Consider the following 26,416-nt stretch of genomic DNA (forward strand, 5'->3'; position numbering starts at 1 on the left):
GGATGTTTCCGCAGGCTTTTTGTGATCAGCGGCCCGGAAACCCGGCCGCGCGCCCCTGTCGGGCGGCACGCTTGCTCAGAAGGGTTTCAGCGCTTCGCTGAGCGATCTTCCCGGTTCCGGTTTTTCCCTAAGGTCAAGGCCGGAATGCAGGTCGACGATATGGCTTTTCTGGATGCTTTCGGCGGCGTCGCCGTCGCGCCTTTCGAAGGCGGTCATCAGGGCATGATGGGAGTGGCTCTCGCAGGCGGTATCGGAGCGCTTCCAGTAGAGCGCGATGATCAGCGACGACCGGGATATCAGCGAGCGCACCATGCCTGCGTAAATCCGATGATCGGCAATATCGGCGATTTCCGTGTGAAAGCTTCCCGACAGGAACAGCGCCCTGCCCATGTCGCCAGCATGCAGGGCCGCGTGTTCGGCGTCCAGATGGTCCTTCAGCCGATCAAGCCGGGCGTTGGTAATCCCCTTCGCGGCCAGGCGCGCGACTGCGGGTTCGATCAGGGCGCGGGCCTGAAAAACTTCATGGGCTTCCCGGATGGAAGGCTTGGCGACGAAGGCCCCGCGGTTCTTTTCGATCGCAACCAGGCCGGAATGGGCAAGTGCCTGCAGGACCGCCCGGATCACGGTGCGGCTGACACCATAGATTTCGCCGACCTCGTCTTCCGACAGCTTCACGCCAGGGGCGAGCCTGTGTTCCAGAATGGCGGTCTGCAGCTTCAGACAGATGTCGAGCGCGCGCCCTTCCGGCAGGGCAAACACTTCGTGCAGTTTACGGCGTTGGTCGCGTGCGGCGGTGGTCACGGATCTTGTCTTTGTTGTCAGGCGCCCATCTGGATCATCGGCAAGATGGGGCAAGATGGGGCAGGATCAGGAGTGTGTCGATGCTACTCCCGGCAGCAGACCCGGGCAATTCAAATCGTATACAATTTTTGATCACTTCGTATTAAAAATGCCGAAACATTGTGCACTTCTTTCACTCAACTCGTTTCTCCTCCTCCAAAAAAATACCAAAAACCGCAGCAACACAACGTTTTCAGACGTTGGCACGGCGTTTGCTTTTACAGGACCCGAACCCGGTCTTGAAGAAGGAAAACTCCGGCCATGGCGACATCCCTGGAGCTTGAGCTTGCGGCAACCACCAAACGCTATGGTGACACGGTCGCCGTCGATGCCATCAATCACAGGTTCGCCGCCGGGTCCTATTCGTGCCTGCTCGGTCCATCGGGCTGCGGCAAGTCCTCGACACTCAGGATGATCGCCGGCCACGAGAGCGTATCAGCAGGCGACATCGTGCTGGGCGGCGTCAACATCACCGACCTGCCGCCGGCCCGGCGCGGCACCGCGATGATGTTCCAGAACTACGCGCTGTTTCCGCATCTCACCGTCCTCGACAATGTCGCCTTCTCCCAGAAGATGAAGGGCGTCGAAAAGCCGGTGCGGCTGAAGAAGGCGCACCAGTTGCTGGAGCTGGTCGACATGGACGCTTACGCCGAGCGCCTGCCCGCGCAACTCTCCGGTGGCCAGCAGCAGCGCGTCGCCCTGGCCCGCGCGCTGATCACGGAGCCGTCGGTGCTGTTGCTGGATGAGCCGTTGTCCGCGCTCGATCCGTTCCTGCGCATCCGGATGCGGCTGGAATTGAAAAAGCTGCAGCGCGAACTCGGCATTTCCTTCATTCATGTCACCCACAGCCAGGACGAGGCGCTGGCGCTGGCGGACGACATCATCGTCATGAACGGCGGCCGGATCGAACAGGCCGGCAGTCCGCGCAAGGTCTTCAACACGCCATCCACCGAATTCGTCGCCCGCTTCATCGGCGGGCACAACGTGCTGCAGCAACACGGCGCCGCCGTCGCGCTCAGGGCCGACCGGCTGCGGGTCATGAAGTCGGCCGGCGAAGACCGCGCGCTGCTGACCGCCAGCGTCACGGATGTCGAATATCTCGGCTCCACGGTCAATCTGGCACTCGACGCGGGCGGCGCGGGCGATCTTACCGCCGCGCTCACCGACGAGGCCTTCTTTCTCGATCCGATCGACATCGGCGCGACCGTCTTCCTGACCTGGAAGCCGGAAGACGCGCACCAATTGGCGGCCTGACGGCCGCCGTTAACGGCCTTCCGCGGGCCAGACATAACTCCACAGGGGAACAGGAGCAGGAACATGACAGAGACAGTGACCAAGAAGGGCCTCAGCCGCCGCAGCATCCTGAAGGGCGGCGCCGCCGCGACAGGGGCCGCCATCGGATCGGGTGCGATCACCGGTTTTCCGACCATCTGGGCGCAGAACATCAAGGATGTGACCCTGCGCCAGTTCGGCACCGGCGTTTCCAATCTCAATGAAGTCGCCCAGAAGGTGAAGGAAGACCTCGGCTTCACGCTGGAAATGACCTCGCTCGACAGCGACGCCGTCACCCAGCGCGCCGCGACCCAGCCGGACAGCTTCGACATCGCCGACATCGAATACTGGATCTGCAAGAAGATCTGGCCGACCGGCAACCTTCAGGCCATGGATACGTCCAAGATCAAGAACTACGACAAGATCGTCGGCATCTTCAAGAGCGGCAAGCTGACACCGGAATCGGTGATTGCCCAGGGCACCGCGCCGCACACGGTCGGTTTCGTCGACGGTCCGGACAGCACGAGCTTCGCGTCGGAAGAAACCGGCTGGATGACGCTGATCCCGACCATCTACAACGCCGACACGCTCGGCATCCGCCCGGACCTGATCGGCCGGCCGATCGGAAGCTGGACCGAACTGCTCAACCCGGAATTCAAGGGCAAGGCCTCGATCCTCGACATATCCTCCATCGGTATCATGGACGCGGCCATGGTCTGCGAGGCCATGGGCGAGATCCAGTATGGCGACAAGGGCAACATGACCCGCGAAGAGATCGACAAGACCATGGCGATCTTCACCGAAGCCAAGAAGAACGGCCAGTTCCGTGCCTTCTGGAAGTCGTTCGACGAGAGTGTCAACCTGATGGCCTCCGGCGAAGTGGTCATCCAGTCCATGTGGTCGCCGGCGATCACCGCCGTGAAGTCACGCGGGATTCCGTGCGTCTACCAGCCGCTGAAGGAAGGCTACCGCTCCTGGGGCGGCGGCATCGGCCTGTCCAAGAGCCTGTCCGGCCTGGAACTGGACGCGGCCTACGAATACATCAACTGGTATCTCGACGGCTGGGTCGGCGGCTTCCTGATGCGCCAGGGCTATTACTCCGCCGTGCCGGAAACCTCCAAGAACCACATGGACGAGAACGAGTGGGGCTACTGGTTCGAGGGCAAGGAAGCCACGGGCGACATCACCAACCCGTTCGGTGACGTGCTGGCGAAATCCGGCGAGACCCGCGATGGCGGCTCCTTCCAGGAGCGCATGGGTGCGGTCGCCTGCTGGAACGCCGTCATGGACGAGAACCAGTACATGGTCCGCAAGTGGAACGAGTTCATCGCCGCCTGAGGCTGATGGTCGACACCGGCGTTCGGGGCATACCCCGGACGCCATCCTCCCAACCGGACCGAAGCCTCATGACGGACCAGACGCATCTCTTCATTCACAAGGAACCGGGCGACACGCCTGCGCGTCGGGCCTCGTTCAGCCTGAGCCGGCTTCCTGACGCCGCCACAGGCTGGCTGTTGACGCTGCCGCTGGCGCTGATCCTGTTTTTCTTCCTGGTGCTGCCGATCGCCATGATCGTCGTGGTCAGTTTCTGGGGCGCGACCGAGTTTTCCATCTATCCGGCGTTCCAGTTCGAGAATTACGAGTTCCTGCTGACCTCGCCGGTCACCTACAAGGTGTTCTTCAACACCCTCAAATACGCGTTCATCACCTGGGCAATCACACTGGCGATCGGCTTTACCGTCGCTTATTTCCTGGCCTTTCACGTGCGCACCCTGACCTGGCAGATCGTGCTGTTCCTGCTGTGCACGATCCCGTTCTGGACCTCCAACATCATCCGGATGATTTCCTGGATCCCGTTCCTGGGCCGCAACGGCATCGCCAACTCCACGCTGATCTCGATGGGCGTCATCGACGAGCCGCTGGACTGGCTGCTGTTTTCCGATTTCTCGGTGATCCTCGCCTTCGTTCATCTCTACACGCTGTTTATGGTGGTGCCGATCTTCAACACCATGATGCGGATCGACAAATCCCTGATCGAGGCGGCCTATGACAATGGCGCCAGCGGCCTGCAGACGCTCACCAACGTGATCATTCCGCTGACCAAGCCGGGCATCATGATCGGCTCGATCTTCGTGGTCACGCTGGTGATGGGCGACTTCATCACCGTGCGCTTCATGTCGGGCAGCCAGAGCGCCAATGTCGGGCGGCTGATTTCCAACGACATCGCTCTGCTGCAGTACCCGTCCGCGGCGGCGACCGCCGTGATCCTGCTGGTCACCGTGCTTCTGGTGATCTCGATCCTGCTGCGCTTTGTCGACATCCGGAAGGAGCTCTAGGAAAATGGACAAACGCTCACGGTCCTTTTATGTGCTCGCCGCGTTCTTCGCGCTGTTCCTGGTGTTTCTCTACGGACCGACGATCACCATCGCGATCCTCTCGTTCCAGGGGCCCAAGGGCGGGCTGACCTTTCCGATGCGCGGCGTCTCGCTGCACTGGTTTGCCGATCTGTTCCGGCAGCAGGCGGTCGGAGACATCTGGGGCAGCTTCTTCCGCTCGCTCACCCTCGGTCTGATGGTGATGGTGACGACGGTTGTCGTCTCCGTCATGGGGGGCCTGGCGTTCCGCAAGCGGTTTCCGGGTTCCGGTGTGATCTTCTACCTGATCATCACCTCGCTGGTGATCCCGTCGATCCTGATCTCGCTCGGTGTCGGCCTGATCTTCTCGCAGTCGGGTCTGGCCGTTCACTGGTCGACCTCCGGATACGGGTCCCAGCTCACCTGGACGCTGCCGTTCGGCCTGCTGATCATGTTCGCGGTGTTCAACCGCTTCGACAAATCCTACGAGGAAGCCGCGCGCGACCAGGGCGCCAGCGCCTGGCAGACCGTCCGCCACGTGGTGCTGCCGATCATCGCGCCGATGCTGATCGGCGTGGCGCTGTTCGGCTTTACGCTCTCCTATGACGAGTTCGCCCGCACGCTGCTGACGGCGGGCAGCTACAACACGCTGCCGCTGGAAATCTACGGCATGACCACCAATGTGACGACGCCGGTGATCTTCGCCCTCGGCACCCTGACGACGGTGTTCTCGTTCCTGGTCATCGGGCTGTTCCTGGCCGTCGTCATCGCCATGAACAGGCGCCGGTCCCGGCTCGGTTCGGATGCCGGCAAGGGCATGGTCTGAGGCCGGCACAGACATGCAAAAGACCCATATCCTCGTCATCAACCCGAATTCCACGGCGTCGATGACGGACAAGATCGCGGCGGCGGCTCGTGCCGCGGCCGGTCCCTCCACACGGATCACGGCCATCAATCCTTCCGGGGGACCGGCAGCCATTCAGGGACGGGAAGATGGCGAAGCCGCCCTGCCCGGCCTGCTGGAGCTGTTCGACGCATCGCTGGCGTCGGACCCGGGCATCAGCGCGGTCATCATCGCGTGTTTCGACGACACCGGCCTGTGGGACTTGAAGGCGCGGGCCCCTGTGCCGGTCATCGGCATCGGCGAGGCAGCCTATCACGTGGCCTCGGTTGCGGCGCCCCTGTTCTCGGTGGTCACCACCCTGCCCGTCTCCGTGCCCGTTCTTGAGGAAAATCTCGTCCGCACCGGGCTGGCCGGCCGCTGCGCGAAGGTCCGCGCCTCGGATGTGCCGGTGCTTGCCCTGGAGGACCCGGCAAGCGATGGCCGGCGCAGGATCGAGGCGGAAATCGAGACCGCCCTGCAGCAGGACGGCATCGGCGCGATCGCGCTCGGCTGCGCCGGCATGGCGGATCTGGCAAGCGACCTGACGAAGCGGTTCCAGGTGCCGGTGATTGACGGTGTGGCGTCGGCGGTTCGATTGGCGGAGGCGGTGATCGGCTAAGAACGGGTACTGCTGACGTGCTCCATGGGGCGTCCTCACGCATAAATCGTCTCTCGTCGTGTTTTGGCGGGTTCTCCACTGGCCCCTTCCCCCGCAAAACGCTATATGCTTGCGCCGGACCGAGCGGAACTGGAGCTGACATGAGCGGATTGCTTGCCCTTCTGGACGATGTTGCCGCGATTGCCAAGATTGCAGCGGCGTCCGCCGATGATGTGATCGGACAGGCTGCCAAGGCCGGGGCGAAGGCGGCTGGCGCCGTGATCGACGACGCCGCCGTGACGCCGAAATATGTCGCCGGTTTCCACCCCGCCCGTGAGCTGCCGATCGTCCGGCGGATCGCAATGGGGTCGCTCAAGAACAAGCTCATATTCCTGCTGCCCGCGGGCCTGGCACTGAACGCGTTTCTGCCCGGCATCATTACGCCGCTGCTCATGCTGGGCGGCGCCTATCTGTGTTTCGAGGGGGCGGAAAAGGTCTATCACATCTTCGCGCCGCAACATCACGACGCGGACGAACCGGAGGATCTTGTCCTCGATCCGTGCCACCTGGAGGAACAGAAAGTCGCCGGGGCCATCAAGACCGATTTCATCCTGTCCGCGGAGATCATGACCATTGCGCTGGCCGAGATCCCGGACGGCACCATCTGGATGGAAGCGGCAACCCTGGCCGTCGTTGCCATCGGCATCACGGTAATGGTCTACGGATCAGTCGCACTGATCGTCAAGGCGGATGACATCGGCCTGATGATGTCGCAGAAGGGCCGCCTCGGCGTCACGCGCGCGCTCGGACTTGGCATCGTCAAGGCGATGCCCGGACTGTTGAAACTGCTCATGATCATCGGCACGGCCGCCATGCTGTGGGTCGGCGGCTCCATCGTGCTGCACGGTTTCGACGTTCTGGGCTTCGGCCTTGTCTATGGCATCATTCACGATCTTGCCCACGGCCTCGCCCACACCATCGGACACTTCGAGGGTTTCATGGCCTGGCTTGCCACGGCAGCCATGGACGGTGTCTTCGGCCTGGCCCTCGGACTGGCACTGATCCCGGTTACCGACAAGGTGTTCCTGCCGCTCTGGCGGATGGCGCGCGGGAAACCTTCGGCGGCGAAGGGACACTAGGGTTCATCTCCTGGAACTCCTGCCGTTTGCGGCCTCAAAAACAGTTTGAACCGCGCGGGTTCCTCACGCGCATAAGAGAGCATCAGCTCTCTTTGCCCCATCCTTTCAGGAATTCGGTGCAGGGAAGTGTCACCGATATCGGCCAGGGAACGGAGCTACGATCCTCCCTGGCCTCGATCCGTTTGAGCTTTGTTGCCAGGCTGCTGCCATTGTTGACTGAGCAGACGATCGGTTCGGGATTGCCGCCGCCGGCGTTCTGGCCGTCGAACCTGAACACCACCTGCAATCCCGGCAATTTGAGCGCGCTGGCCGTTTGAAGCTGGGACTTGAAATCATGCCAGGACAAAAAGTTCTGTCTTTCATCACACGCCTCGGACTCGCAAAGAACCGAAATCGGGAAGAACCAGATCTCCTGACTGATGCTTTGTCCGCCTTTCAGCGAAAGCGGGACGGACTGTTTCAGGCCCGGATTTTCCGTACCGACAAGATCTCCCGACCAGAATGAGCGAAGCCGGTACACATCCGTGGTTCCATCGCTCCTTGGAATGGAGACCAGTGCGTCCATGCCTTTCAGGGCTGCCTCATGCAGGTCCGGCCCGACAGCGGAAATCCTGAATGCAGCCGTCAGTGACAAATACACGAAATTGCTGGACTCACCGGCGCAATCCGAAGGCTCGAACGAAGCCGTCGAACAGCGAAACTCGATGACCTCGGGAGCCGAGACCACCAGTTCGGTCTCGAAACAGTACCGGGCAAGGAGATAAGACGATATTGCCACGATGATCGCAGCGGCGCTCAGGGCAGCCGACAGCGCGCCGATCCAGCGCGGTATATCCTCGTTTTTGTACCACTTCATTCCGGAGGGCCGCGAAGCTTCGGGTTTCTCAAGCGGTCTCTCCGGTTTCTCCGGTTTCTCCGTCATGTCCGTTTCACCGCAGCTGGTCCAGTCCTGCACCTTTCAGATGGCTATCCATGACATCTTCAGGAATATTGAACTCCGGACAGGCGCTGGACTGGCCGCCACAACTGTTCCGGCTACCGGACTGAAGTTTGTCCGATTTCAAGGAAGGGACCGCAGCTTCTCCCGAGACAGTTGCCAGCGGATTGTTCATGTCCGAATAGTCCCACAGTTCAAAGGTCACCTTGCGCTGCTTGCGCACGACATCATCGGGAACGATGAAAAAGTGATCGCGCGCCGTTTCGCTCCAGTCTTCTGAGGCAAGAGCGTCCACCAGCGGATTCATTGCGTCTTCGTCCGCGGGGGCGAATCCGACGACACCATAGACAGGCCAACCTCTGTGGCCCAGCCGAACCCGAATGGTAAATTCATCCCCAGATTTGCTCCTGAAGGCACATTGTTTGTTCTCCCAATCACGTTGAGGATCACAGTCGTTTTCTTCATCGCCAATCGGCTCGAACGGTTGCTGCCTTACCCAGCCAAGCCCGACCCAGTCCACTCTGTCATTTTTGGTACTTATGCGTTTGTGTCGGCTGATGTTCTCGAAAGGTTGCGCTTCTCCGAACTGGCCAAACAGGGTGTCATCACCCACCAGGGCATCCAGCCGGCGATCAAAACTCACTCCGATGGTTCGATCGGATCCATTTTCGACTGCATGACGGCTCGCTTCCAGAAATTCCGGATAGGAATTCGTCCCGTGCGTCTGAATTGGATCCACTTTCAGGTCGTCGTGTTCCAGCAGAAACTCCTCGACAGTCTCAGCCACTTGCCCGCTGCCGGTTTCGGGATAGCCGGTAACAATACTCATTTCTGCCGATGCAACATGTGACGTGGTGAAAGCAAGGAGAACCAGTGGCAACGAATGCATGTTCATGAAATTATTCCTCCCTCACGTTTCCTTGGCCCGCCGTTCAGCCACATGACGACCGGGTCGTTGGCCGGATCACCCTGGCTTTCGAAAAACCAGAAGAACAGATTGTCGCCGCAGGCCTTATTGGCGGTGAGATGACCGGCAAGCTGAACCTCCTTCGGCGCGCCGTATCCCGGCAGAAACGTGACCGGCCCCGGTTCGGGCGTGCGGTGCTGTATCATCGTGATGCTTCCTTGTATGCGCGGCATCGTGGTGCTGACGGGCGCAACGGGATCGGCGGCCTGCCCTTCCTCCTGTCCGCGCCGGGCTCCCGCACCAGGCCGGGGAGACGTGAACGAGGTGCTTTTCCTATGGCGCCGCGCCGGCGGGGGCGCGGTCGCCGGCGGCGATTTTCGCCAACCTGGTCTGGTCCACCGGCCAGGACGAGAATCCCATCGAGGAGGCTTCAGTGTTGAAGGCCGCTTCCTGCACCCCGTTCGGAATGCCCTTGGTCTGGAGAAATCCGTAGATGGCCCCACCCAGCGCGTAACACGGCGCATAGCCGGGCGCGGCCAGGAAAGTGAAGCACTCGCCGTGGAGCGTTTCCGCGCTGAGACCGGTGGCCGCCGCCGCCCAGGTGATGAAGTCGGTATAGGTGCGTTTGCCCCCGTTGACCTCCGTGTCGCAGAGTGCACGGATGTCGCGGATCACCCGCCAGACATAGGTTTCAAGCTGCGCGGCCTGCACGGCATTGGCCTGGTCCACGGGCGTGGTACCGTAAAGGTTCAGGTAGGCCTGCTGAACCGGGTCGAGACCGGTCTGGCCGACGAGGTCGGCGGCCGCTGCGTAATACTGATATTCTCGGTAGAAAGCCTGACCCTCGGTCATCGGCACCTCGATCGAGGTGTTCAGGTTGAGGAGCTTCGGGGCCTTGCGTGCCGACATGACAAAATTGAAGCCGTGCGAAGCCTCATGCACCAGGATGTTGATCATGGTCAGCAGAGAGGTGTTTTTGGAGGCCGTCAGGTAGAGCTGCGAATAGGGCTTGCCGGTAAGGTAGTCGACCGCGAAGTCCTCGCCGCCGGTCACCAGATTGACCAGATAGCCGGGTGTCGGATCGAACAGCACCTTGTCGGCGGAGGTGAAGCCGATGATGTAGCGCTGGCCGAAATCGTTGCAGGCTTTCAGCACCTTCTGCATCTTCTCGGCCGAAAAATCGACGGCGTAATTCCTGCTCACCGCGTCCCAGACCGTCTGGAGCGAACTGTCCTGCGCAGCGCCCACCTTGGGCGCGATCCGGCGGGCAAGGTCCAGGGTCACGGGCATGTCGAGCTGCATCCAGCTTTTCGCCTGCAGTTCGACATCGGCCTCGTTCATCTGGAGCGCGTAGTAGTTCTTCAAGGTGCCCGGATACCCCCTGGCCCGAACCGGACCGCTCGCCGCGTCGCCTTCGAGCAGCGCCGGCCAGTAGACCTTGAACTCGCTGGAAGCAAGCCCCGGGCTGTAGAAGATTTCCTGATAGCGCTGCAGGGCATTTTCGATGGCGCGCACCTGGGTGGACACGGTCGGATTGGCCTGCAGCATGGCCTTCAGATTGCCGTCGACATAGCCGACCGTGTTCAGGCATTCCTTGCGGATCTCGGCGGTATAATTGCCCTCGGCCCAGCGCTCCGCCTCGAACACGATCATCTCGCGCACGACTTCCAGGTAACCGGCGACCCAGGGTTTGTTGCCGTCGCCCTTCAGGAGAATATAGAAGATGCCGTCGGCGGCGGCATAAACGCCACCCGCCCCCGTGCCGGACGGGCCCGCACCGCTCGGCCGCGCAAGCTCCAGCTGGGTCCTCTGGCTGACCAGCACCGCCCGGGCCGTCGTCCGGATGTCGAGATCGGCGATTTCGTCGAGGCGGGTCGTCAGGTATTCGATGCGCTGATAGAGCTTCTCAACATTTTCCGGGGTCTGGAACAACAGTGCCGTCAGCTTGCCGAGATAGCCGCTGGTATAGCCCACCACCGGATTGACATCGGACCAAAGGCTGACGATCTCGTCGACAATACTGCTCACTTGTGCCCCCACTGAAACAGCTTGGGAGCCGGCCGGTGCTCAAGTTCGCCTTGCGCATCCGCTCCCGTCAAATGTTCATATCCGCCAGAACGGCATCGCAAAATTCCGCTGCGTCATTAAACATGGGTACCGGAGCGAATACAATTTATTGTTTTAAAGCAACACATCTCAACCGAGTACCTGACCATCCGCCCGGACCGACGAGACGGCGATCAGGGGGATCCCGGCTTGCCCTGAAACCAGCACGCATCGCTCCGGTCAGGCGGCTCCGCCGGTCATCGCTTTTACCGTCATCGCTTTTACCGCCTCTGCAATGCAGTCGGCCAGGCGCCGGACCTGCCCGCCGTCTGAACCGAAATTCTCCGGCGAGAGCCAGGTCTCGTAGCCTTTCGAGAGAGCAGGCCACTCCTTGTCGATCACCGCGAACCACGCCGTGTCCCGGTTCTGTCCCTTGACCACAAGATGCTGGCGGAAGACACCCTCCGGCTGAAAGCCGAAGCGCAGGGCGGCGTCCTTCGACGGCCCATTGTCATTGTTGCATTTCCACTCGAACCGGCGGTAGCCGAGATCGTCGAAAACATACTTCATGAACAGGTAGAGGGCCTCGGTGGCGGCGGGCTTGCGTGAGATCATCGGCCCCCAATAGATGTTGCCGATCTCGATCGCGCCATTGGCCGGGTCGATGCGCATCAGGGCCTGCCGGCCGGCGGCTTTTCCGCTGGCCTTGTCCACCACCGCAAAGAACAGCGGGTCCTCGCTTGAGGCGGCCCTTGCCGCCCAATCGAGCAGGTCCGCTTCAGTGGCAGGTGGATATTCGGGCAGCCACCGGAACCGGCTGTCCGCATCGGCCACGCTCGAGGCGTCGAACAGCGCCTTGCCGTGCCGGGTCGGGTCCAGCGGTTCGAGCCTGACAGTGCGGCCTTCGAACACCTTGCGTTCTGGCCGTTCGCACGGTGTCCAGTGACTGAGGTCTTCCGGCATCCGGGTCTCCAGTGAGAAATACGACACCCCCTGTCTACAGATCTGGCGGATCGACGTGAAGTCCCGATGTGTCCAGGTGCCGGTGTCCGCGCTCGCCAGTGCGGCATGTGTCAGTATCCCGGCTGACAGGCTCCCGGCTGGATCCGGCGTCCTTGCTCGGAGAGTTCCGCTGTGCCGAGGTAATAGGCCACCAGATCATCGCGCAATGCAAAGCCGGATCCGGGGTCGCGTGTGTTGATCACGACGAGCCGCATGCCGCCTTCCGGCATGCCGAGCGTGTTGAAACTCCCGTCCGGCGCGTAGGAGGGCAACTGCATGTAGGTCACGCCTTCGGTCGCCGTCCATTGCTCCCAGACTTCCGGTGACGGTGCCCGGTAGTGGGCAGGTGGCGCAAAGGCGACCACACTGTAGCCCCCCTCATCTTCCGGCTGACAGTCCCATTGTCCCGTCTCGTAGAGTGTGTGCAGCGCCCTCACGAAGTCGTCGCCGTAAAGGTCGATCCACTGCACGGCGATCCTGGGATGCACCTCGATGATGGCGGTGCCGATAAACTCGAAATTGAGCGCCCCGGTATAATCGTCCAGATGCCGGGCGACGAAGTCCTTCAGATGGGCCTCGACCTGCAGCGGTACGGGCACATTGACATGCCAGTAGTTCCAGGTGCCCTTGTCCAGAGGATATCCCCTGGTGACGCAGATCCAGGGCACTTTTCCGCGAACGGCAACGCAATCGACACTGTAGTGCGGCCCTTCCAGGCACTCGCACCACATCATGCCGGCGCGCAGGGTGCTTTCGAACTCGTCGATCGTGTCGAACCTGCGCGCATCCACGGACATGCCGGATAGATTGTAGATCGGCTTGGCGAAGAGCGGTTGCAACGTCGGCGGAACCCCGAATGGTCCGGCCTGAAGTCCCTGCAGCTCGGCGACAATCAGCTTGTTGAACAACCAGTGATGACGCGGATTGAGCCGGTAGGCATCCGCGTCGTCGGTCGGCACCGCAGCCGTGTCGGGAAAGGCGAACTTGTCAAAATACGCCTTTCGCCAACTGTTACAGCACAGGTATGCCATTGGCTCACGGTGAGACCTGGTCGACCGCCGTGGCCCCGACCTGCAGCACCCAGTCCTTGATCTCCGGCGTATCCTCGCCAACCAGGTTCTCGGTCAGATACAACAGCCGGTTCGTATCCCTGTTGCCAACGCCGGTGCAGAAGCGGTCCTGCAGATAGAAGGGCGGCGTTGCCTGATACAGAAGCCGTGCCGTAACCCTGGCGACGGTCGCGTCGGGCAGATCGAAGGCATAGGTCAGGGTGTCCGCACCGGTGATCGGGCTGCTTCCTTCCGCATCATAGTCGGGATCGATGACACCCGCGGCATCGCTCACGCCCAGCGCCGTCGTATCCTCGGCCAGATCCGCTTGCGCACCCAGGGCCTTGGCGATCTTGATCCGGTGCGCCAGCGGCAGAAAGCCGGACGGGTAAAGCCGGTTGTCCTTCACCTCCGCACAGATCGACAGGAAGCTGGTCGTCAGCGTACCCGCAGGCTTCGCATCATGGCCGCAGCTCGCCGGTGTCGCATTCGCGGGCGGCGTGCTGACCAGTTCCTGATAGATCTGCGCCTGATCCTGCGCCGTGATCAGCTCGTAGTGCGGCTGATGCGGCCGGTCCTTCCAGTTGGCCGGGCGTCCGCATTGCTTGGTCCACCAGACCTCCCCCTCGATCGGGTCTTTTTTCGCGTTGACGATCTGACCCGCCGGGTTCACCGCCCCCGATTGCCACACCACCTTGTCGTCGTCGTCATAGGCGGTGAACTCGATAAAGGCGCGCCGGAAGCCGACGCCCGAGGGAAACTTGTGCCCGGTCTTGTTGGTCACCGTCACCTCATAGGCATTGCCAAAGGGGCTGCCGGTGGCCGGGTTTACCGGAACGGACGCAGCTTTGCCCACCGCGACGTTCGCCGTTGCGTTTCTCGCGTTGTCGAGCATCGCGAGCTTTGTCAGATCGGCCGGGTCCAGCCCATTGCCGACCAGCATCGGGCTTTTGGAGGCAATTCCGAGAACGCTCGGAAATTTATCGGCCATCTCCACAAGGAACATGTTCAGGCCGACCAGCGTGTGCTTGGCGAAGCCCTCGCGGTAAGGCAGATCGACATCTTCCGCCGTCTCCACGTAGTCGGAGGCCGGGAAATTCGTGCGTTCCTGAATGCCCGCGATCTTGCTCACGAAGTCCTTGCCATCGCGCGTCTTGCTCGGCAGGTGGCAGCCCTGGCATTCCTGATCCTTGCTGCCCTTGTCGGGCCTGCCCAACAGTTCAACGCCGAGCAGTTCTCCGGAGCGGAAGTCGCTGAAGGCCCATTCCGGATAGGTCGTCTGTTCATAGACGTAGCCAAGTATGTTCAGGCTGTCGCTGGCTGGATCCGTCTTGCCCAGAACCGGCAGATGCACCGTGTGGCAGGAACCACACACAACGGATTCCCCAAAGCCATCATGGTACTGCGGCGTGATGCCGAGGGAATTCTGCATGGGCACCGGCTTGATCGCTCCGGCAGGATCGTCCGGACCGCCAAACGGTCCGTTGATCTCCGTAGCCGGGCCGACCTTGAAGCTGCCGGTGAAAGTGGCGGCAAAGTTGGTGTTGGCCGGTTTGCCGTCGCCGTTCTGGCTGAAGATTTCCTGGCGCTGTTCCACACAGGCGTTGCGTGTCTCGGGTGCGGCCGCAGTTTCACTGTTGTTGCCGGACCCGGCAACCGTTGCGTCGCTGAAATCCATGCGGTGGCAGGAGGTGCAGTTGATCCCGTCCCTGGCGAGAGCAGCGTGGCGCGCCGGCAGGTCGTCGAACGTCTCTTGTCTGGCCATCACATCGCCGCGGGTGAATTCCTCACAGGTGTCGGTCGCCGCGTCGTATGTGTCGATCTGGAACTGGCGCTGACCCGAGATCCCGTGGCAGCCCAAACAGGTGTTTTCGATGAAATCCGGCACGCTCTTGGCGCCGTTGTCGTAGGTTCCCGGGTGGAACGTCGTCGTCTCGGAGGCCAGCTGCGCATAGAAGATAGGATCGCGCCCGGCCAGACCCATCGGCGAGGTCCGCCATGTGGCATAAGGCGAATAGTTGTAGAGATGCGGCACCGACGCATCCGCACCCGCGTTCTCCATCAGCCGCGTGTGCTCCGCTGCGGTCAGCGGCTGGGTCATGTCGAACTGCATCCCTGTACCGCCCGCATCGTGGCAGCCGGCACACTGATCCGATGTCAGATATTCGCTCGCATCTGTGGGCGCGCCGGCAAGGGCAGTCGCGGTGTCATAGGTCGCGCTGACCATGCTGATGTTGGTGGTGTCGGTCGGCACCGGGGTCTTGTCGTAGAGATAGGTCTCAAGCAGGCTTTTGGCCGCCTCCGGGTCAAGGCGCTCCGTTGCATCGATCGCAGGCTGAAAGGCGCGCTGCTGATGTCCGCTTGCCGGTACGGCGGTCCCCGAGTTCGTGGTCGACGGTGTTATGGACGTCGGGTCACTGAACACCTGGACATCGAACCAGGAGTTGGTCAGGTAGGTCTGTGGCTCGCCCTCGCCGACCTGCAGGTTGTTCATGGTCGAGAAGGTCGAATTGTCGATGGCGGAGGCGTGGCAATTGACGCAATACTGCCCGAAGCCCATGGACGGGGCGCCCCAGTAGGCAGCCGGCCAATCATTGGCGGACGTATTTTTCGTGGTCGCGCCCTTGCTGAATTTCGTGGTTTGCGTCGCGAAGTTGCGTTGCGCATCCGCCTTGGTGTCGCCGAGCGCCAGACCGTAGTAGCCCCAATACCAGCCGTCGCTGGTGGCTTCCGCTTCGCGCACCATGAAAGCCAGGCCGCTCTCGGGATACAGCGTCATCGGATCGCGATCCTGGCACACGGTGGCAGGCGCGGCATACATTTCCTTCACGATGATCGCGCCATCGGGCATCGGCGCCTGCGGAGGCGTGTAGCCGGTGTCCTCACCGGGCCGGTACCTGGAAATCCAGTCGAATGCGATCTGGTTGTACCAGATCACGGCAGGCGAATGAAAAGCGCTCTGAAAGGTCTGCCATTCGCCGGAGCCGGTTGTGCCGAAAGTCACGGCGGTTGCCATGTCGGGGCCCAACTGGCGCACGAACTTGTCGCGATACCAGCCCTCGCCTGCCGGCTTGCCATCCTTGATGGGCGCCAACCGGCGGTGGCACATGTTCAGGAAAAACAGGCTGACCAGATTTTCGTAGACTTCAGGTGCCGACTTGTCGCCGGACGGCTGGGTCGCGCTTGGCTTCTTCAGCAGCACCTCAAGCTCCGCGCATGTCGTGCCTTCGAATGTTCCCTCGGTCGGCATCAGGCCCGCCGCCGTATTGTACGGGCTTGGCGGCACAGCATCGCACCAGACCTCAGCCTGAGCAGAAAACGCGCACCCGGCCATCACAATGGCAGAAACAAATGTCTTGATCATCGCCCTCTCCAGCAACTTCTTTTTCAGGCAGCCCGCGCGGGTCCGCAATCTGACGCAGCGACAGGTGGAAACGCGATTAGTGCGCTCAGCGAGAACACAACCCACCCGACGAAAAGAATCCCTCAGACCCACCCTAAGTTGCTTCCGTGACAGGATCAATCTGGCAACTGACATTATACGTGATCGCCAACAATTCGCGTTCTCACGAGGCCGAACCCACCGGAGAGACGGCGGTTCACACGCCCTGGACCACCCTCACCCACACAGCGGTATCGTGGTAGGCCGCACCGCCATAGGGGGCGACAGGATCGGCGCCGGTCAGGGTGTTGATACCCCTGCCGTCCTCGAAGGCATCATTGGGCCACAAGCCTTCGGAGATCACCGTTCCCGGCGCAACGGCGGCGACCAGCCGCGCATGCAGCGTGACCACGCCGCGGTCATTGCCCATCCTTACCCTTGCGCCCTCCGCAATACCCAGGCGCGCGGCCTCTTCCGGACGCAGCCAGACTTCGGGACGGCCTTCCTTCTTTCTCGACGTTTCCGTCTCGTTGAAACTGGAATTGAGAAACGAGCGGGCCGGTGCGGTCACCAGCCTGAACGGATGCCGGTCGTCAGCGGTTTCTATGCTGTCCCACTGGTCCGGCAGCTCCGGCATCGACTGCCAGGGACCGAACGGATCGCCGTCCGGCTTGTTGGGCGACGGCGAACGGCCCCAGTCCGGTCTGAAATGGAATCTTCCGTCCGCGTGGCCGAAGCCTTTCAGATAATGCGCGGTTTCGAAATCGGGTTGCAGATCGATCCATCTGGACACCTCCAGCTCAGCAAGCGTGCCGTAGCTGGAATTCTTCAGCATCCAGTCGATATGATCGCGCGCGCCAAGATCGAATCCGGGGTGAGATTTTGAATCAACCCGCCGGGCGATCTCATTGATCACAAATATGTTTTCTTTCGGCCCGGCCGGCGGCTCGACCGCTTTTGGTCCGAGCAACAGGTACTGGTGGCCGCCGCCCTTGTAGATGTCGTCATGTTCCAGGAACTGGGTTGCCGGCAGGACGATATCCGCCATCCGCGCCGTTTCGGTCAGAAACTGCTCGTGCACGACGGTGAACAGGTCTTCGCGGAGAAAGCCCTTCTTGACCCGTTCCTGTTCCGGAGCGACCGACACCGGGTTGGTGTTCTGGATCAGCATCGCCTTGACCGGCGGTCCGCCGAACAGCGCGGCCTCGTCACCGGACAGGATCCGGCCGACCAGGCTCTGGTCGAGGGCGCGTACGGACGGATCCCTGAGCGAGCCGGCCTCGATCATTTCCTTGTTGAGCTCGTAAATGGCGCCGTTGTTGTGGAAGGCACCACCACCCTCTTGGGTCCAGCAGCCGGTGACCGCGGCGATGGAACAGGCGGCATGCATGCCGACCACGCCGTTGCGCGAGCGGGTGAAGCCGTAGCCAAGGCGGAAATAGGTCTTCCGGACTGAACCGATCAGCCTTGCGGCCTCCTCGATCCGGTCCGCGTCAAGACCGGTGATCCGGGCAGCCCAGGCCGGGGTCCTGTCCTTCAGGTGCGCTTCCAGCTCCGCCGGGCAGTCGGTGTAGCGTTCCAGATAGTCCCGGTCCGCATGACCGTCGCGGAACAGCACATGCATGATCGCGCAAGCCAGCGCCGCGTCCGTGCCCGGTTTCACGACCAGACCGATGTCGGCCTGTTTCATGGTTTCGGTCTCGTAGACATCGACGACAATGATGCGCGCGCCGCGCTTCTTGCGGGCCGCGATCGCATGGGTCATGACGTTGACCTGGGTCGCGACCGGGTTTGTGCCCCAGATGACGATCTGGTCGGACAGCGCCATCTCGCGCGGATCGGGACCGGCCAGCCTGCCGGTTCCCGCGACATACCCCGTCCAGGCCATGTTGGTGCAGAAGCTGTCGAACTGGCGCGAATACCCCTTGGCGTGGCGCAGCCGGTGGATGCTGTCGCGCTGCACCAGGCCCATCGTGCCGGCATAATGATAGGGCCAGACGCTTTCGGCGCCGAATTCGGCTTCCGCGGCCAGGAACTTCTCAGCGATCAGGTCCAGAGCCGCTTCCCAGGAAATCTCCTCGAACCGGCCCTCTCCCTTCGCGCCGACCCGGCGCATCGGCTTCAGCAGCCGCTCGGGATGATAGAGCCGCTCCGCATAGCGTGCGACCTTGGCGCAGATCACGCCTGCCGTATAGGCGTTGTCGCGCGCGCCCTTCAGCCTGCGGATGGTGCCATCGGCATCGAATTGCACCTCCAGCGCGCAGGTTGACGGGCAGTCATGCGGACAGGCGGAAAAGGCGTTCTTGGGCGGCTGAGAACGTCATGACGATTACCGGGTTCGGGATCTGGAGCCCGGCAACCTTCCCGCACAGCAAGGGACTGTCAAGACAGTTGACCACATTTCGCCGAAGGCTGCAGCGTTACTGGCCTTTGCGTGGCCCGAAATCCGCCCGGGTGACGACGCCGTCGCCGTTGCGATCGATCATCTCGACCCATGCATCCGCGTTGCCCAGAAACTCGGACTTCGAAACCTTGCCGTCACCGTCGTTGTCATTGACTTCCAACCGCATGCCGTTGGCGGGATTGCGATTTCCCCGACCCTGCCCCTGTCTCTGGCCCTGTCTCTGGCCCTGCCCCTGCGGTTCGTTTTCCGCCTGGTCCAGGGCGCGGGCTTCATCGAAGAGTTCGTATTCCTCGGCGTCCAGAAAGTCGTCCTCATTGGCATCAAAACTGGCGAACACATCGCTGCGGCGTTCACGTGCTTCCTCCACGGTCACCTGGCCGTTACCGTCAAGATCCCAGTTTTCAATAAAATGCGCACCCGGCCCCGGGCCTGCGAGGGCAACAGAGCATTCCAGAACCAGCAACACTGCAGTCGGCGCGATCAACCTCCTCATGACAACACTCCATTATTTCATGTATTCGAAATGTAGAATATTTTCGATATGAAAAAAGTGCGTGAAACCACGCAGGTCGGACTGCCCCGCGATGCCCGGGATCGCGAGATGGCGCTTTCACCCGTCCGCGCCAAAGTGTAACGGGATCTGTCAAGTGGACCTTGGGAAAAAGAAAAAGCCGGCCTCGAAGGACCGGCTTTCGATAGTCTTCCTGATGTCAGGCTCAGCCGACGAGTTCGGTGCCGGAGAACCAGAAAGCGATTTCCTCGGCAGCGGTTTCCGGTGCATCGGAGCCGTGAACGGAGTTTTCGCCGATCGAAAGGGCGAATTCCTTGCGGATGGTGCCTTCGGCCGCTTCCGCCGGATTGGTGGCGCCCATAACGTCACGGTTCTTGGCGATGGCATCTTCGCCTTCCAGAACCTGAACAACTGTCGGAGCCGAGCTCATGAATTCGGTGAGTTCGCCGAAGAACGGACGGTCCTTGTGAACGGCATAGAATGTTTCCGCTTCGCGCAGGGACATCCACACGCGCCTGGAGGCAACCACGCGCAGGCCGGCTTCTTCCAGCTTGGCGGTGATGGCGCCGGTCAGGTTGCGTTTGGTGGCGTCCGGCTTGATCATGGAAAACGTGCGTTCAATCGCCATGGTTTCATCTTTCTCGTTTCAGATCGGGCCGGCGGATTGCCGGTCCCGTAATTTCTCAATTTCGCGGCCTTCATACCGGGGCACTGTCTGACCTGCAAGGGGGCGCACTCATGACAATTTGATGTCGGCGAGGCGCAACGCGGCCGATATCGCGCTGGCAAACCGTGCTGGCCGCGCATATTCTTGTTTGCCAACGAGGTGAAAGGATCAGGCGCCTTCCGCCCGACATCCGCTCCCGGGGGAGACCATGCCCAACCTGTTCGCGCTGTTGCCGGCGCTTTTTCACGCAGCAGCCGCTTGCGTCCTGGTGATTGTCGCCGCGCCCGCAAGTCCGGCGGACGCCGCGGAAAGCGGGCACCCGGCGCATTTGCCGTCTCTTGACACGGAGATCGCGGAGCTGACGCCGGAAGCCAGGCAGCAATTGTTTGTTTTTGTCGCGGGCAACGCGCTGTTCACGCTCTACCACGAGAGCGGACACATGCTGATCTCCGAACTCGCTCTGCCGGTGCTGGCCCAGGAGGAAGACGCGGTCGACAACCTGGCGACGGTCGCCATGCTCGGTGCCGACACCGAGGACATGGACGTCTTCCTCACCCAGGCCATGATCGGCTGGTTCCTGATCGCCGAAGAGGACTACGACGATCTCGTGTTCTATGACGAGCACGATCTCGACCAGCAGCGCGGCTTCGCCATGCTCTGCCTCATGGTCGGCGCCGACGAGGACGCCTTTCTCGACCTTGCGCGCGATCTGGACCTGCCGGACGAGCGCATCGAGACCTGCGGGCTGGACTATGATCAGGCGGCCGAGTCCTGGGAAATCGTGACCGATCCCCATGTGCGGGAAGACGGCATCCCCGGCGGCAAGATATCGATCGTCCACGAACCCGCGCCGGACGGCATGAAATCGCTGGGGGTGTTTCTCCGGGAATCCGAGCTGGTTGAACTGGTCGCGGAGGAAATCGACACATTCTACGACTTGCCCGAAAACGTGACTTTCCGCGTGGCCGCCTGCGGCGAGGAGAATGCCTTCTGGGATCCGGAGATCCGGGAAGTCATCCTGTGCCATGAACTTCTGGGCGGTTTCGCCGACATCTATCTCAGTCTTCCCGAGGATGCTCCCGAAGACCAGTGAGCTTCTTGCGGTAGTTTCCCGGTGTTTCGCCATAGACCCGCTGGAATTCCCTGTAGAAATTCGAGCGGGTCAGGAATCCGGTGCGCTCCTGGATCCGGGTTACCGGGTCGTCGGACGTTTCAAGCTGCCTGGCCGCCGCTTCCAGCCGCACCTGATTGACAAACTGGCTGACATTCATGCCCGTGACCGCGTTGATGGCCCGCGACAGATCCCGGTCGGGGACGCCGACCCTGCGCGCCAGCCGGGTCAGCGTCAAACCCTGGTCCCGGTAAAGGCCCTGCTCGTCCAGAAGTGTTCTGGCGGCAGCCACAAGGCCCGAAGCCTCCTCGCGGTTTCCTGTGTCTCCTGCGCCGCGCGGCACAGAGCGGCGAAGGTGGGTGGATATGACGGCGAGCACCAGGGCAGAAGCCAGAAACAGCAAGCTGGCAAGCGAGATAGCGGTTGCGGCGGTATCGCGCCGATCCTGCGTGAACAGATAGGCGATCACTCCGTCCAGGAGCAGCGTGGCGACCATCAACAGGATCGCCGCCAGCAGCAATCGATGCAGGTTGCTTCCGAGCTCCGTCGGCGCCTGCGAAAACCTGTCCGGGCCGTCCCTCCAGAGCCGGACGAGGGTCACCGTGTACACGATAAAACTGGCCGCGATCAGTCCGTCGGCGTAGCCGTCAACGGGCACGTGCAAGTACATCGCCAGCGTGACCAAAATGGCTGCAAGACCATTGAAGCCAATCCTTCGGCCAAGTTTCGCCGGTGGCTCGGCAAGGGAACAAAAGGCGAGATAAACGGCAGGGGCTATCCAGACCGGCAGGGCTCTTTGCACGGCCACGAAGGCAAAATTGCCATAGGCAAACCGTACGCCCACCAGAACAGCTTCCAATGCGACCAGCAAGAACAGGCCCAGAAACATGAGCCTGGAGACAATCGGCACGGACTTCCAGAACAGCGTTGACAGGCCAAGCCCGAGAAAGGCGGCGGCGAGCAGAAAAGATACCGGAATGCTGATCATCGCGGGCCCGGGGGTATGTGCACCAAGTGTATCCTGTCCTTTATCACGTTCGAGGACAGGACATTGCCGTCCGGGCGATTGTCAACCGCTCAGGCGCGGATCATTTCATGGACATCGGAAAATCGTCATCGGAGGTCACATGCCCATTCCAATCTTTCGTGCCGGCAACCGGCTGCGGGCCATTGCCCTGCTTGCCTGCGCCGCATTGCCGGCGACGGCATTGCTCGCCGCGGACGAGCCAGCCCTGCCCTATGGTCCTGGTGTGGCGAAGCTGACGGTCGCAGACGCCCGCACCGACCGGCCCCTTTCCGGCGACATCTGGTATCCGACCGGAACACCGGACATTGCCGTCCTGGCGGACAAGAGCAAGGTCTGGCAAATGGCGCTTGCGGATCCCGGCGGCCGCCCGGCCGAGGGCGTCTTCCCCCTCGTCGTCGTGTCGCACGGCATGTATGGCAACACCCAAAATCAGGCCTGGCTCGGGTCGGCTCTTGCCAGGCGCGGCTACATCGTGGTCATGGTCAACCATCCCGGCACCAGTTCGTTTCTGCGCGATCCGGACCAGGCCCGCGAACTCTGGGACCGGCCCGTCGACGTGTCCCGTCTGATCAGCTTTCTGATCGGTGACAGCGACTACAGGGACCGGATCGACCCGGCGCGCATATACGCGGCCGGACATTCGCTCGGCGGCTTTACGGTCATGCTTCTGGCAGGTGCCGAATTCGATCCGAAGCGCCACGCGTCGGTCTGTTCGGGCGATCACCTGCCGATTGCGTGCGACGTGCTGGCCGGATGGTCCGTCGCGGAGACAGACGCCGACCGGAAGGAAATGGCCAGGCCACGCAAGGATGCCCGTCTTGCAGGCGCCATCAGTCTCGACCTGGGCGGAACGCCCGTCTTGTCCAGAGCCAGTCTCGCGGCGGTCGACATCCCCGTCCTCGTGCTCGGTTCGCAGCGGGCAGACATGCTGAACCAGGATGTCGAATCCCGCGCGCTCGCGGCGGCTCTGCCGCAGGACAGGGTCCGGCACGTTGAACTGGAAGATGCCGGGCATTTCGATTTCATGGGCGTATGCAAACCCGGAGGCTTTGCAATTCTGGCGGAACACGAGCCGGGAGACGAGATTGTCTGCATCAAGGGGACAGCGGAACGTGTGAAACAGCATGACCGTATCCTGGCGGAGATCCTGCGCTTCACGGCTCCCTGACACGTCTGCGGCGGGCAATCGGTGCAGCGATGCCACAGCCCGCCGCCGGATCACGAAACAGGCCGCTTTCCGCTTGCATCCTTCGGGTCGCTCAGCCAAACATCCCGGCCATGTTGCAAATCACGGACCTGACATATCGGATCGGAGACCGGCTCCTGATCGACAAAGCCAGCATCACGCTGCCCGGCAAGGCCAAAACCGGGCTGGTGGGGCGCAATGGTGCCGGCAAGTCGACGCTGTTCAAGATCATCACCGGCGACCTGTCGACGGAGACCGGCTCCACCCAGATCCCCAAACGCGCGCGCATCGGCCAGGTTGCCCAGGAGGCACCCGGCACCGATGACACCCTCATGGAAGTGGTGCTGGCGGCGGACAAGGAACGCAGCCAGTTGCTTGCCGACGCGGAGACGGCAACCGATCCGAACCGGATCGCCGAAATTCACATGCGGCTCGCCGACATCGACGCCCATACGGCGGAAGCCCGGGCCGGAGCCATCCTGTCCGGTCTCGGCTTCGATGCCGCTGCCCAGCAGCGGCCGTGCGGATCGTTTTCGGGCGGCTGGCGCATGCGCGTCGCCCTGGCGGCGGTGCTGTTTTCCGAGCCCGACCTTCTGCTGCTCGACGAGCCGACCAACTATCTGGATCTGGAAGGCACGCTCTGGCTGGAGAACTATGTCTCCCGTTATCCGCACCAGGTGCTGCTGATTTCCCACGACCGCGACCTTCTCAACAAGGCCGTCGACAGCATCGTGCATCTCGAGGGCGGCAAACTGACCTATTACTCCGGCGGCTACGACAGTTTCGACCGGCAACGGCGCGAAGCGCTGGTGCTTGCCGAAAAGGCCAAGGAAAAACAGGACGTCCAGCGCAAGCACATGCAGGCATTCGTCGACCGGTTCCGCTACAAGGCCAGCAAGGCCAGGCAGGCACAGTCGCGTCTCAAGATGCTGGAAAAGATGCAGCCGATCTCGGCACTGACTGAAGACAGCAGCAAGCCGATCCACTTTCCGGATCCCGTGTCCCAGCTGGCCCCGCCGATCATCAAGCTTGAAAACGTTGCCACCGGGTACGGCGACACCAGGATCCTGTCCGGCCTGACCCTGAACATCGACACCGACGACCGGATCGCCCTGCTCGGCGCCAACGGCAACGGCAAGTCGACCTTCGCAAAGCTGATTTCCGGTCGGCTGGGCGCCATGGACGGCGAGATCACCAAGGCATCGAAACTGAAGATCGCGTTTTTCGCGCAGCACCAGCTGGACGAACTGAAACCGGCCGAAAGCGCCGTGGCCCATGTGCGCGCGCTGATGCCGGACGCACCCGAAGCCAAGGTGCGCGCGCGGGTGGCACGCTTCGGCCTGCCCACCGACCGCATGAGCACGCCGGCAAAGGATCTGTCGGGCGGCGAGAAGGCCCGCCTTCTTCTGGGTCTGGCCACCTTCGACGGACCGCATCTGCTGATCCTGGATGAGCCGACCAACCATCTGGACATCGACAGCCGCGAGGCGCTGGTGATGGCGCTGAACGAGTTCCAGGGCGCCGTGGTCCTGATCAGCCACGACAGGCATCTTGTCGAGGCCTGCGCCGACCAGCTCTGGCTGGTTGCGGACGGCAGGGTCGGCGCCTATGACGGCGACATGGAGGACTACCGGCGGCTGATCCTGCAGGGTCCCGAGGCCGCCCAGAAAGCGCGGGACAGGGCTGCCGCCGAGGAGGCTGCCAAGGCGTCCGCTCCGATCAAGCGCCGGGAGGCCGCCCAGAAGCGCGGCCAACTGAAACCCGTCAGGCAGAAGATCGCCGCAGCGGAAAAGGAAATGGCACGGCTTCAGGACAAGATCACCAAGCTCGACGAAGCCCTGGCCGATCCGGACTTCTTCACCTACGACCCGAGCCGCGCGACCAAATTCGCCAAGGAACGGGCCTTTTGCGAGAAGAAGCTGATCAAGACTGAGGAAGAGTGGCTGGAACTCTCTTCCGAAGTTGAAGAAGCCTCCTGATGGCCGGGATCACCACGCTCGGTTTCGACGCGGACGACACGCTCTGGCACAATGAACGGGTGTTCCGGCTGACGGAAGAGCGGTTCGCGTTGCTGCTCGCCGACTATTCGGACAAGGCCCATCTTTCCGAGCGCCTGCTGGCGGCAGAACGGCGCAATGTGCTGCATTACGGCTACGGCGTGAAGGGTTTTACCCTGTCGATGATCGAGACCGCGATCGAGGTCACGGACCGGCAGGTGCCGGCCGACGTGATCGCCGAGATCCTCGAAGCCGGACGGGACATGCTCAATCATCCTGTCGAGCCCCTGCCCCATGTGGAAGAGACACTAAAAGCGGTCGGCAAGGACCATACGCTGGTTCTGGTCACCAAGGGCGATCTGTTCGATCAGGAGCGGAAAGTCACCGCCTCGGGCCTTGATGTCTGTTTCGATGCGATCGAGATCGTCTCGGAAAAGACCGCCGAGACCTACCGGACGCTGTTTTCGCGCCACGGCACCGGGCCGGAGGACGCCCTGATGATCGGCAATTCCGTGAAATCCGACATCCTGCCGGCGCTCGACGCGGGCGCATTCGCGGCCCATGTGCCCTATGACATCACATGGGCGCTCGAAGATGCCGACGCGCCGCTCGGCCACGCGCGTTTCCACCGGCTGGATCACATCGGCAAGGTGCCGCAACTGCTGGCGCGGCTGAGCTGATCAGCGCGGCGCCGGCGCTTCCACCGGCCCCTCAGATTTGAGCCAGTCCGTGAAGCCGGCCTTCAGGTGGGCGGCTTCAAAGCCCATCTCCTGAAGCGTGGCCACGCTCAGCGCGGAGCGCCAGCCGGAGGCACAGTGGAAGATGAACCGCTTGTCCTCGGCAAAGATCTCCTTGAAATAGGGGCTCTCCGGATCCACCCAGAACTCGATCATGCCGCGCGGACAATGCACGCTGCCGGGAATGAACCCGAGTTTCTGGCGTTCGCGAACGTCGCGGATGTCGACAAAGACCACATCCGGGTCGTTCACCAGCGCAATCGCCTCCGCCGTTTCGACCTCCTCGATCCGGGCCCGGGCCCGGGCGACCATGTCCGCGGAGGAGAGTTTCAGTTTCTTCATTGTGTCCACCTTGTTGTGAATACGC

Annotated in this window: 23 protein-coding genes; 10 read left to right on the plus strand and 13 right to left on the minus strand. The window is 62.0% G+C overall.

Features of this window, described 5'->3' with window-relative positions:
• Positions 1-75 precede the first annotated feature (75 nt).
• Positions 76-801 (minus strand): GntR family transcriptional regulator, encoded by a 726-nt coding sequence (locus AC0VX3_RS17405; protein WP_475521573.1) that lies wholly within the window; start codon positions 799-801, stop codon positions 76-78.
• Between the two features lie 300 nt (positions 802-1,101).
• Between AC0VX3_RS17405 and AC0VX3_RS17410 the strand changes: the two genes are divergently transcribed.
• The 6 genes from AC0VX3_RS17410 to AC0VX3_RS17435 all read left to right on the plus strand — a co-directional run bounded on the left by AC0VX3_RS17410 (position 1,102) and on the right by AC0VX3_RS17435 (position 7,086).
• Entirely contained in the window at positions 1,102-2,094 is a 993-nt protein-coding gene (locus tag AC0VX3_RS17410; protein ID WP_475521574.1) for an ABC transporter ATP-binding protein, read from the plus strand.
• Positions 2,095-2,157: 63 nt separating this feature from the next.
• A complete protein-coding gene (locus AC0VX3_RS17415; protein WP_348143320.1) occupies positions 2,158-3,450 on the plus strand; it encodes an ABC transporter substrate-binding protein in 1,293 nt (430 codons plus the stop codon).
• 68 nt (positions 3,451-3,518) lie between these two features.
• Complete coding sequence (locus AC0VX3_RS17420) at positions 3,519-4,448, plus strand: ABC transporter permease (protein ID WP_475521575.1); 930 nt, start codon at positions 3,519-3,521, stop codon at positions 4,446-4,448.
• Between the two features lie 4 nt (positions 4,449-4,452).
• Positions 4,453-5,292, plus strand: coding sequence for an ABC transporter permease (locus AC0VX3_RS17425; protein ID WP_342894243.1), 840 nt, complete (start codon positions 4,453-4,455; stop codon positions 5,290-5,292).
• Positions 5,293-5,305: 13 nt separating this feature from the next.
• Complete coding sequence (locus AC0VX3_RS17430) at positions 5,306-5,968, plus strand: aspartate/glutamate racemase family protein (protein WP_475521576.1); 663 nt, start codon at positions 5,306-5,308, stop codon at positions 5,966-5,968.
• Positions 5,969-6,108: 140 nt separating this feature from the next.
• Positions 6,109-7,086 (plus strand): DUF808 domain-containing protein, encoded by a 978-nt coding sequence (locus AC0VX3_RS17435; RefSeq protein WP_475521577.1) that lies wholly within the window; start codon positions 6,109-6,111, stop codon positions 7,084-7,086.
• A gap of 82 nt (positions 7,087-7,168) precedes the next feature.
• Here AC0VX3_RS17435 and AC0VX3_RS17440 read toward each other — a convergent pair whose 3' ends face one another.
• From AC0VX3_RS17440 to ndk, 10 genes are all read right to left on the minus strand, one after another.
• On the minus strand, positions 7,169-8,008 hold the full coding sequence (locus tag AC0VX3_RS17440; protein WP_475521578.1) for a hypothetical protein: 840 nt from the start codon (positions 8,006-8,008) through the stop codon (positions 7,169-7,171).
• Positions 8,009-8,015: 7 nt separating this feature from the next.
• Complete coding sequence (locus AC0VX3_RS17445; protein ID WP_475521579.1) at positions 8,016-8,918, minus strand: hypothetical protein; 903 nt, start codon at positions 8,916-8,918, stop codon at positions 8,016-8,018.
• Complete coding sequence (locus AC0VX3_RS17450) at positions 8,915-9,136, minus strand: S10 family serine carboxypeptidase-like protein (RefSeq protein WP_475521580.1); 222 nt, start codon at positions 9,134-9,136, stop codon at positions 8,915-8,917. Before AC0VX3_RS17450 ends, AC0VX3_RS17445 begins: the two co-directional genes overlap by 4 nt.
• Before the next feature lie 127 nt (positions 9,137-9,263).
• Positions 9,264-10,958 carry a hypothetical protein gene (locus AC0VX3_RS17455; RefSeq protein ID WP_475521581.1) on the minus strand — a complete coding sequence of 565 codons (1,695 nt, stop codon included), beginning with the start codon at positions 10,956-10,958 and terminating at the stop codon, positions 9,264-9,266.
• A gap of 258 nt (positions 10,959-11,216) precedes the next feature.
• Entirely contained in the window at positions 11,217-11,939 is a 723-nt protein-coding gene (locus AC0VX3_RS17460) for a GNAT family N-acetyltransferase (RefSeq protein WP_475521582.1), read from the minus strand.
• Positions 11,940-12,049: 110 nt separating this feature from the next.
• Positions 12,050-12,937 (minus strand): ATP-grasp domain-containing protein, encoded by an 888-nt coding sequence (locus AC0VX3_RS17465; protein WP_475521583.1) that lies wholly within the window; start codon positions 12,935-12,937, stop codon positions 12,050-12,052.
• 76 nt (positions 12,938-13,013) lie between these two features.
• Positions 13,014-16,391, minus strand: a complete 3,378-nt coding sequence (locus AC0VX3_RS17470; RefSeq protein ID WP_475521584.1) for a hypothetical protein — start codon at positions 16,389-16,391, stop codon at positions 13,014-13,016.
• 235 nt (positions 16,392-16,626) lie between these two features.
• Entirely contained in the window at positions 16,627-18,666 is a 2,040-nt protein-coding gene (locus AC0VX3_RS17475) for a molybdopterin-containing oxidoreductase family protein (RefSeq protein WP_475525199.1), read from the minus strand.
• 163 nt (positions 18,667-18,829) lie between these two features.
• The gene (locus tag AC0VX3_RS17480) at positions 18,830-19,306 is read right to left on the minus strand and encodes an EF-hand domain-containing protein (RefSeq protein ID WP_475521585.1); all 477 of its coding nucleotides are present in this window, start codon (positions 19,304-19,306) and stop codon (positions 18,830-18,832) included.
• Positions 19,307-19,529: 223 nt separating this feature from the next.
• Positions 19,530-19,952 carry a nucleoside-diphosphate kinase gene (gene ndk / locus AC0VX3_RS17485; RefSeq protein ID WP_342894226.1) on the minus strand — a complete coding sequence of 141 codons (423 nt, stop codon included), beginning with the start codon at positions 19,950-19,952 and terminating at the stop codon, positions 19,530-19,532.
• A gap of 247 nt (positions 19,953-20,199) precedes the next feature.
• On the opposite strand from ndk, the gene AC0VX3_RS17490 reads away from it, so the two are divergent.
• Positions 20,200-21,084, plus strand: a complete 885-nt coding sequence (locus AC0VX3_RS17490; protein ID WP_475521586.1) for a DUF4344 domain-containing metallopeptidase — start codon at positions 20,200-20,202, stop codon at positions 21,082-21,084.
• On the opposite strand, the gene AC0VX3_RS17495 is transcribed toward AC0VX3_RS17490, so the two are convergent.
• Positions 21,050-22,090 (minus strand): helix-turn-helix transcriptional regulator, encoded by a 1,041-nt coding sequence (locus AC0VX3_RS17495; RefSeq protein ID WP_475521587.1) that lies wholly within the window; start codon positions 22,088-22,090, stop codon positions 21,050-21,052. The genes AC0VX3_RS17490 and AC0VX3_RS17495 overlap by 35 nt on opposite strands.
• 139 nt (positions 22,091-22,229) lie before the next feature.
• Between AC0VX3_RS17495 and AC0VX3_RS17500 the strand changes: the two genes are divergently transcribed.
• The 3 genes from AC0VX3_RS17500 (at position 22,230) to AC0VX3_RS17510 (ending at position 25,992) form a co-directional block, all read left to right on the plus strand.
• A complete protein-coding gene (locus AC0VX3_RS17500; RefSeq protein WP_475521588.1) occupies positions 22,230-23,297 on the plus strand; it encodes an alpha/beta hydrolase family protein in 1,068 nt (355 codons plus the stop codon).
• A 110-nt stretch (positions 23,298-23,407) separates the two neighbouring features.
• Positions 23,408-25,294, plus strand: a complete 1,887-nt coding sequence (locus tag AC0VX3_RS17505) for an ABC-F family ATP-binding cassette domain-containing protein (protein WP_348143381.1) — start codon at positions 23,408-23,410, stop codon at positions 25,292-25,294.
• A complete protein-coding gene (locus tag AC0VX3_RS17510) occupies positions 25,294-25,992 on the plus strand; it encodes an HAD family hydrolase (RefSeq protein WP_475521589.1) in 699 nt (232 codons plus the stop codon). Before AC0VX3_RS17505 ends, AC0VX3_RS17510 begins: the two co-directional genes overlap by 1 nt.
• On the opposite strand, the gene AC0VX3_RS17515 is transcribed toward AC0VX3_RS17510, so the two are convergent.
• Positions 25,993-26,391 (minus strand): rhodanese-like domain-containing protein, encoded by a 399-nt coding sequence (locus AC0VX3_RS17515; RefSeq protein WP_475521590.1) that lies wholly within the window; start codon positions 26,389-26,391, stop codon positions 25,993-25,995.
• Positions 26,392-26,416 lie beyond the last annotated feature (25 nt).

It is taken from the genome of Roseibium sp. QJM3NY_11 (genome assembly GCF_056173175.1).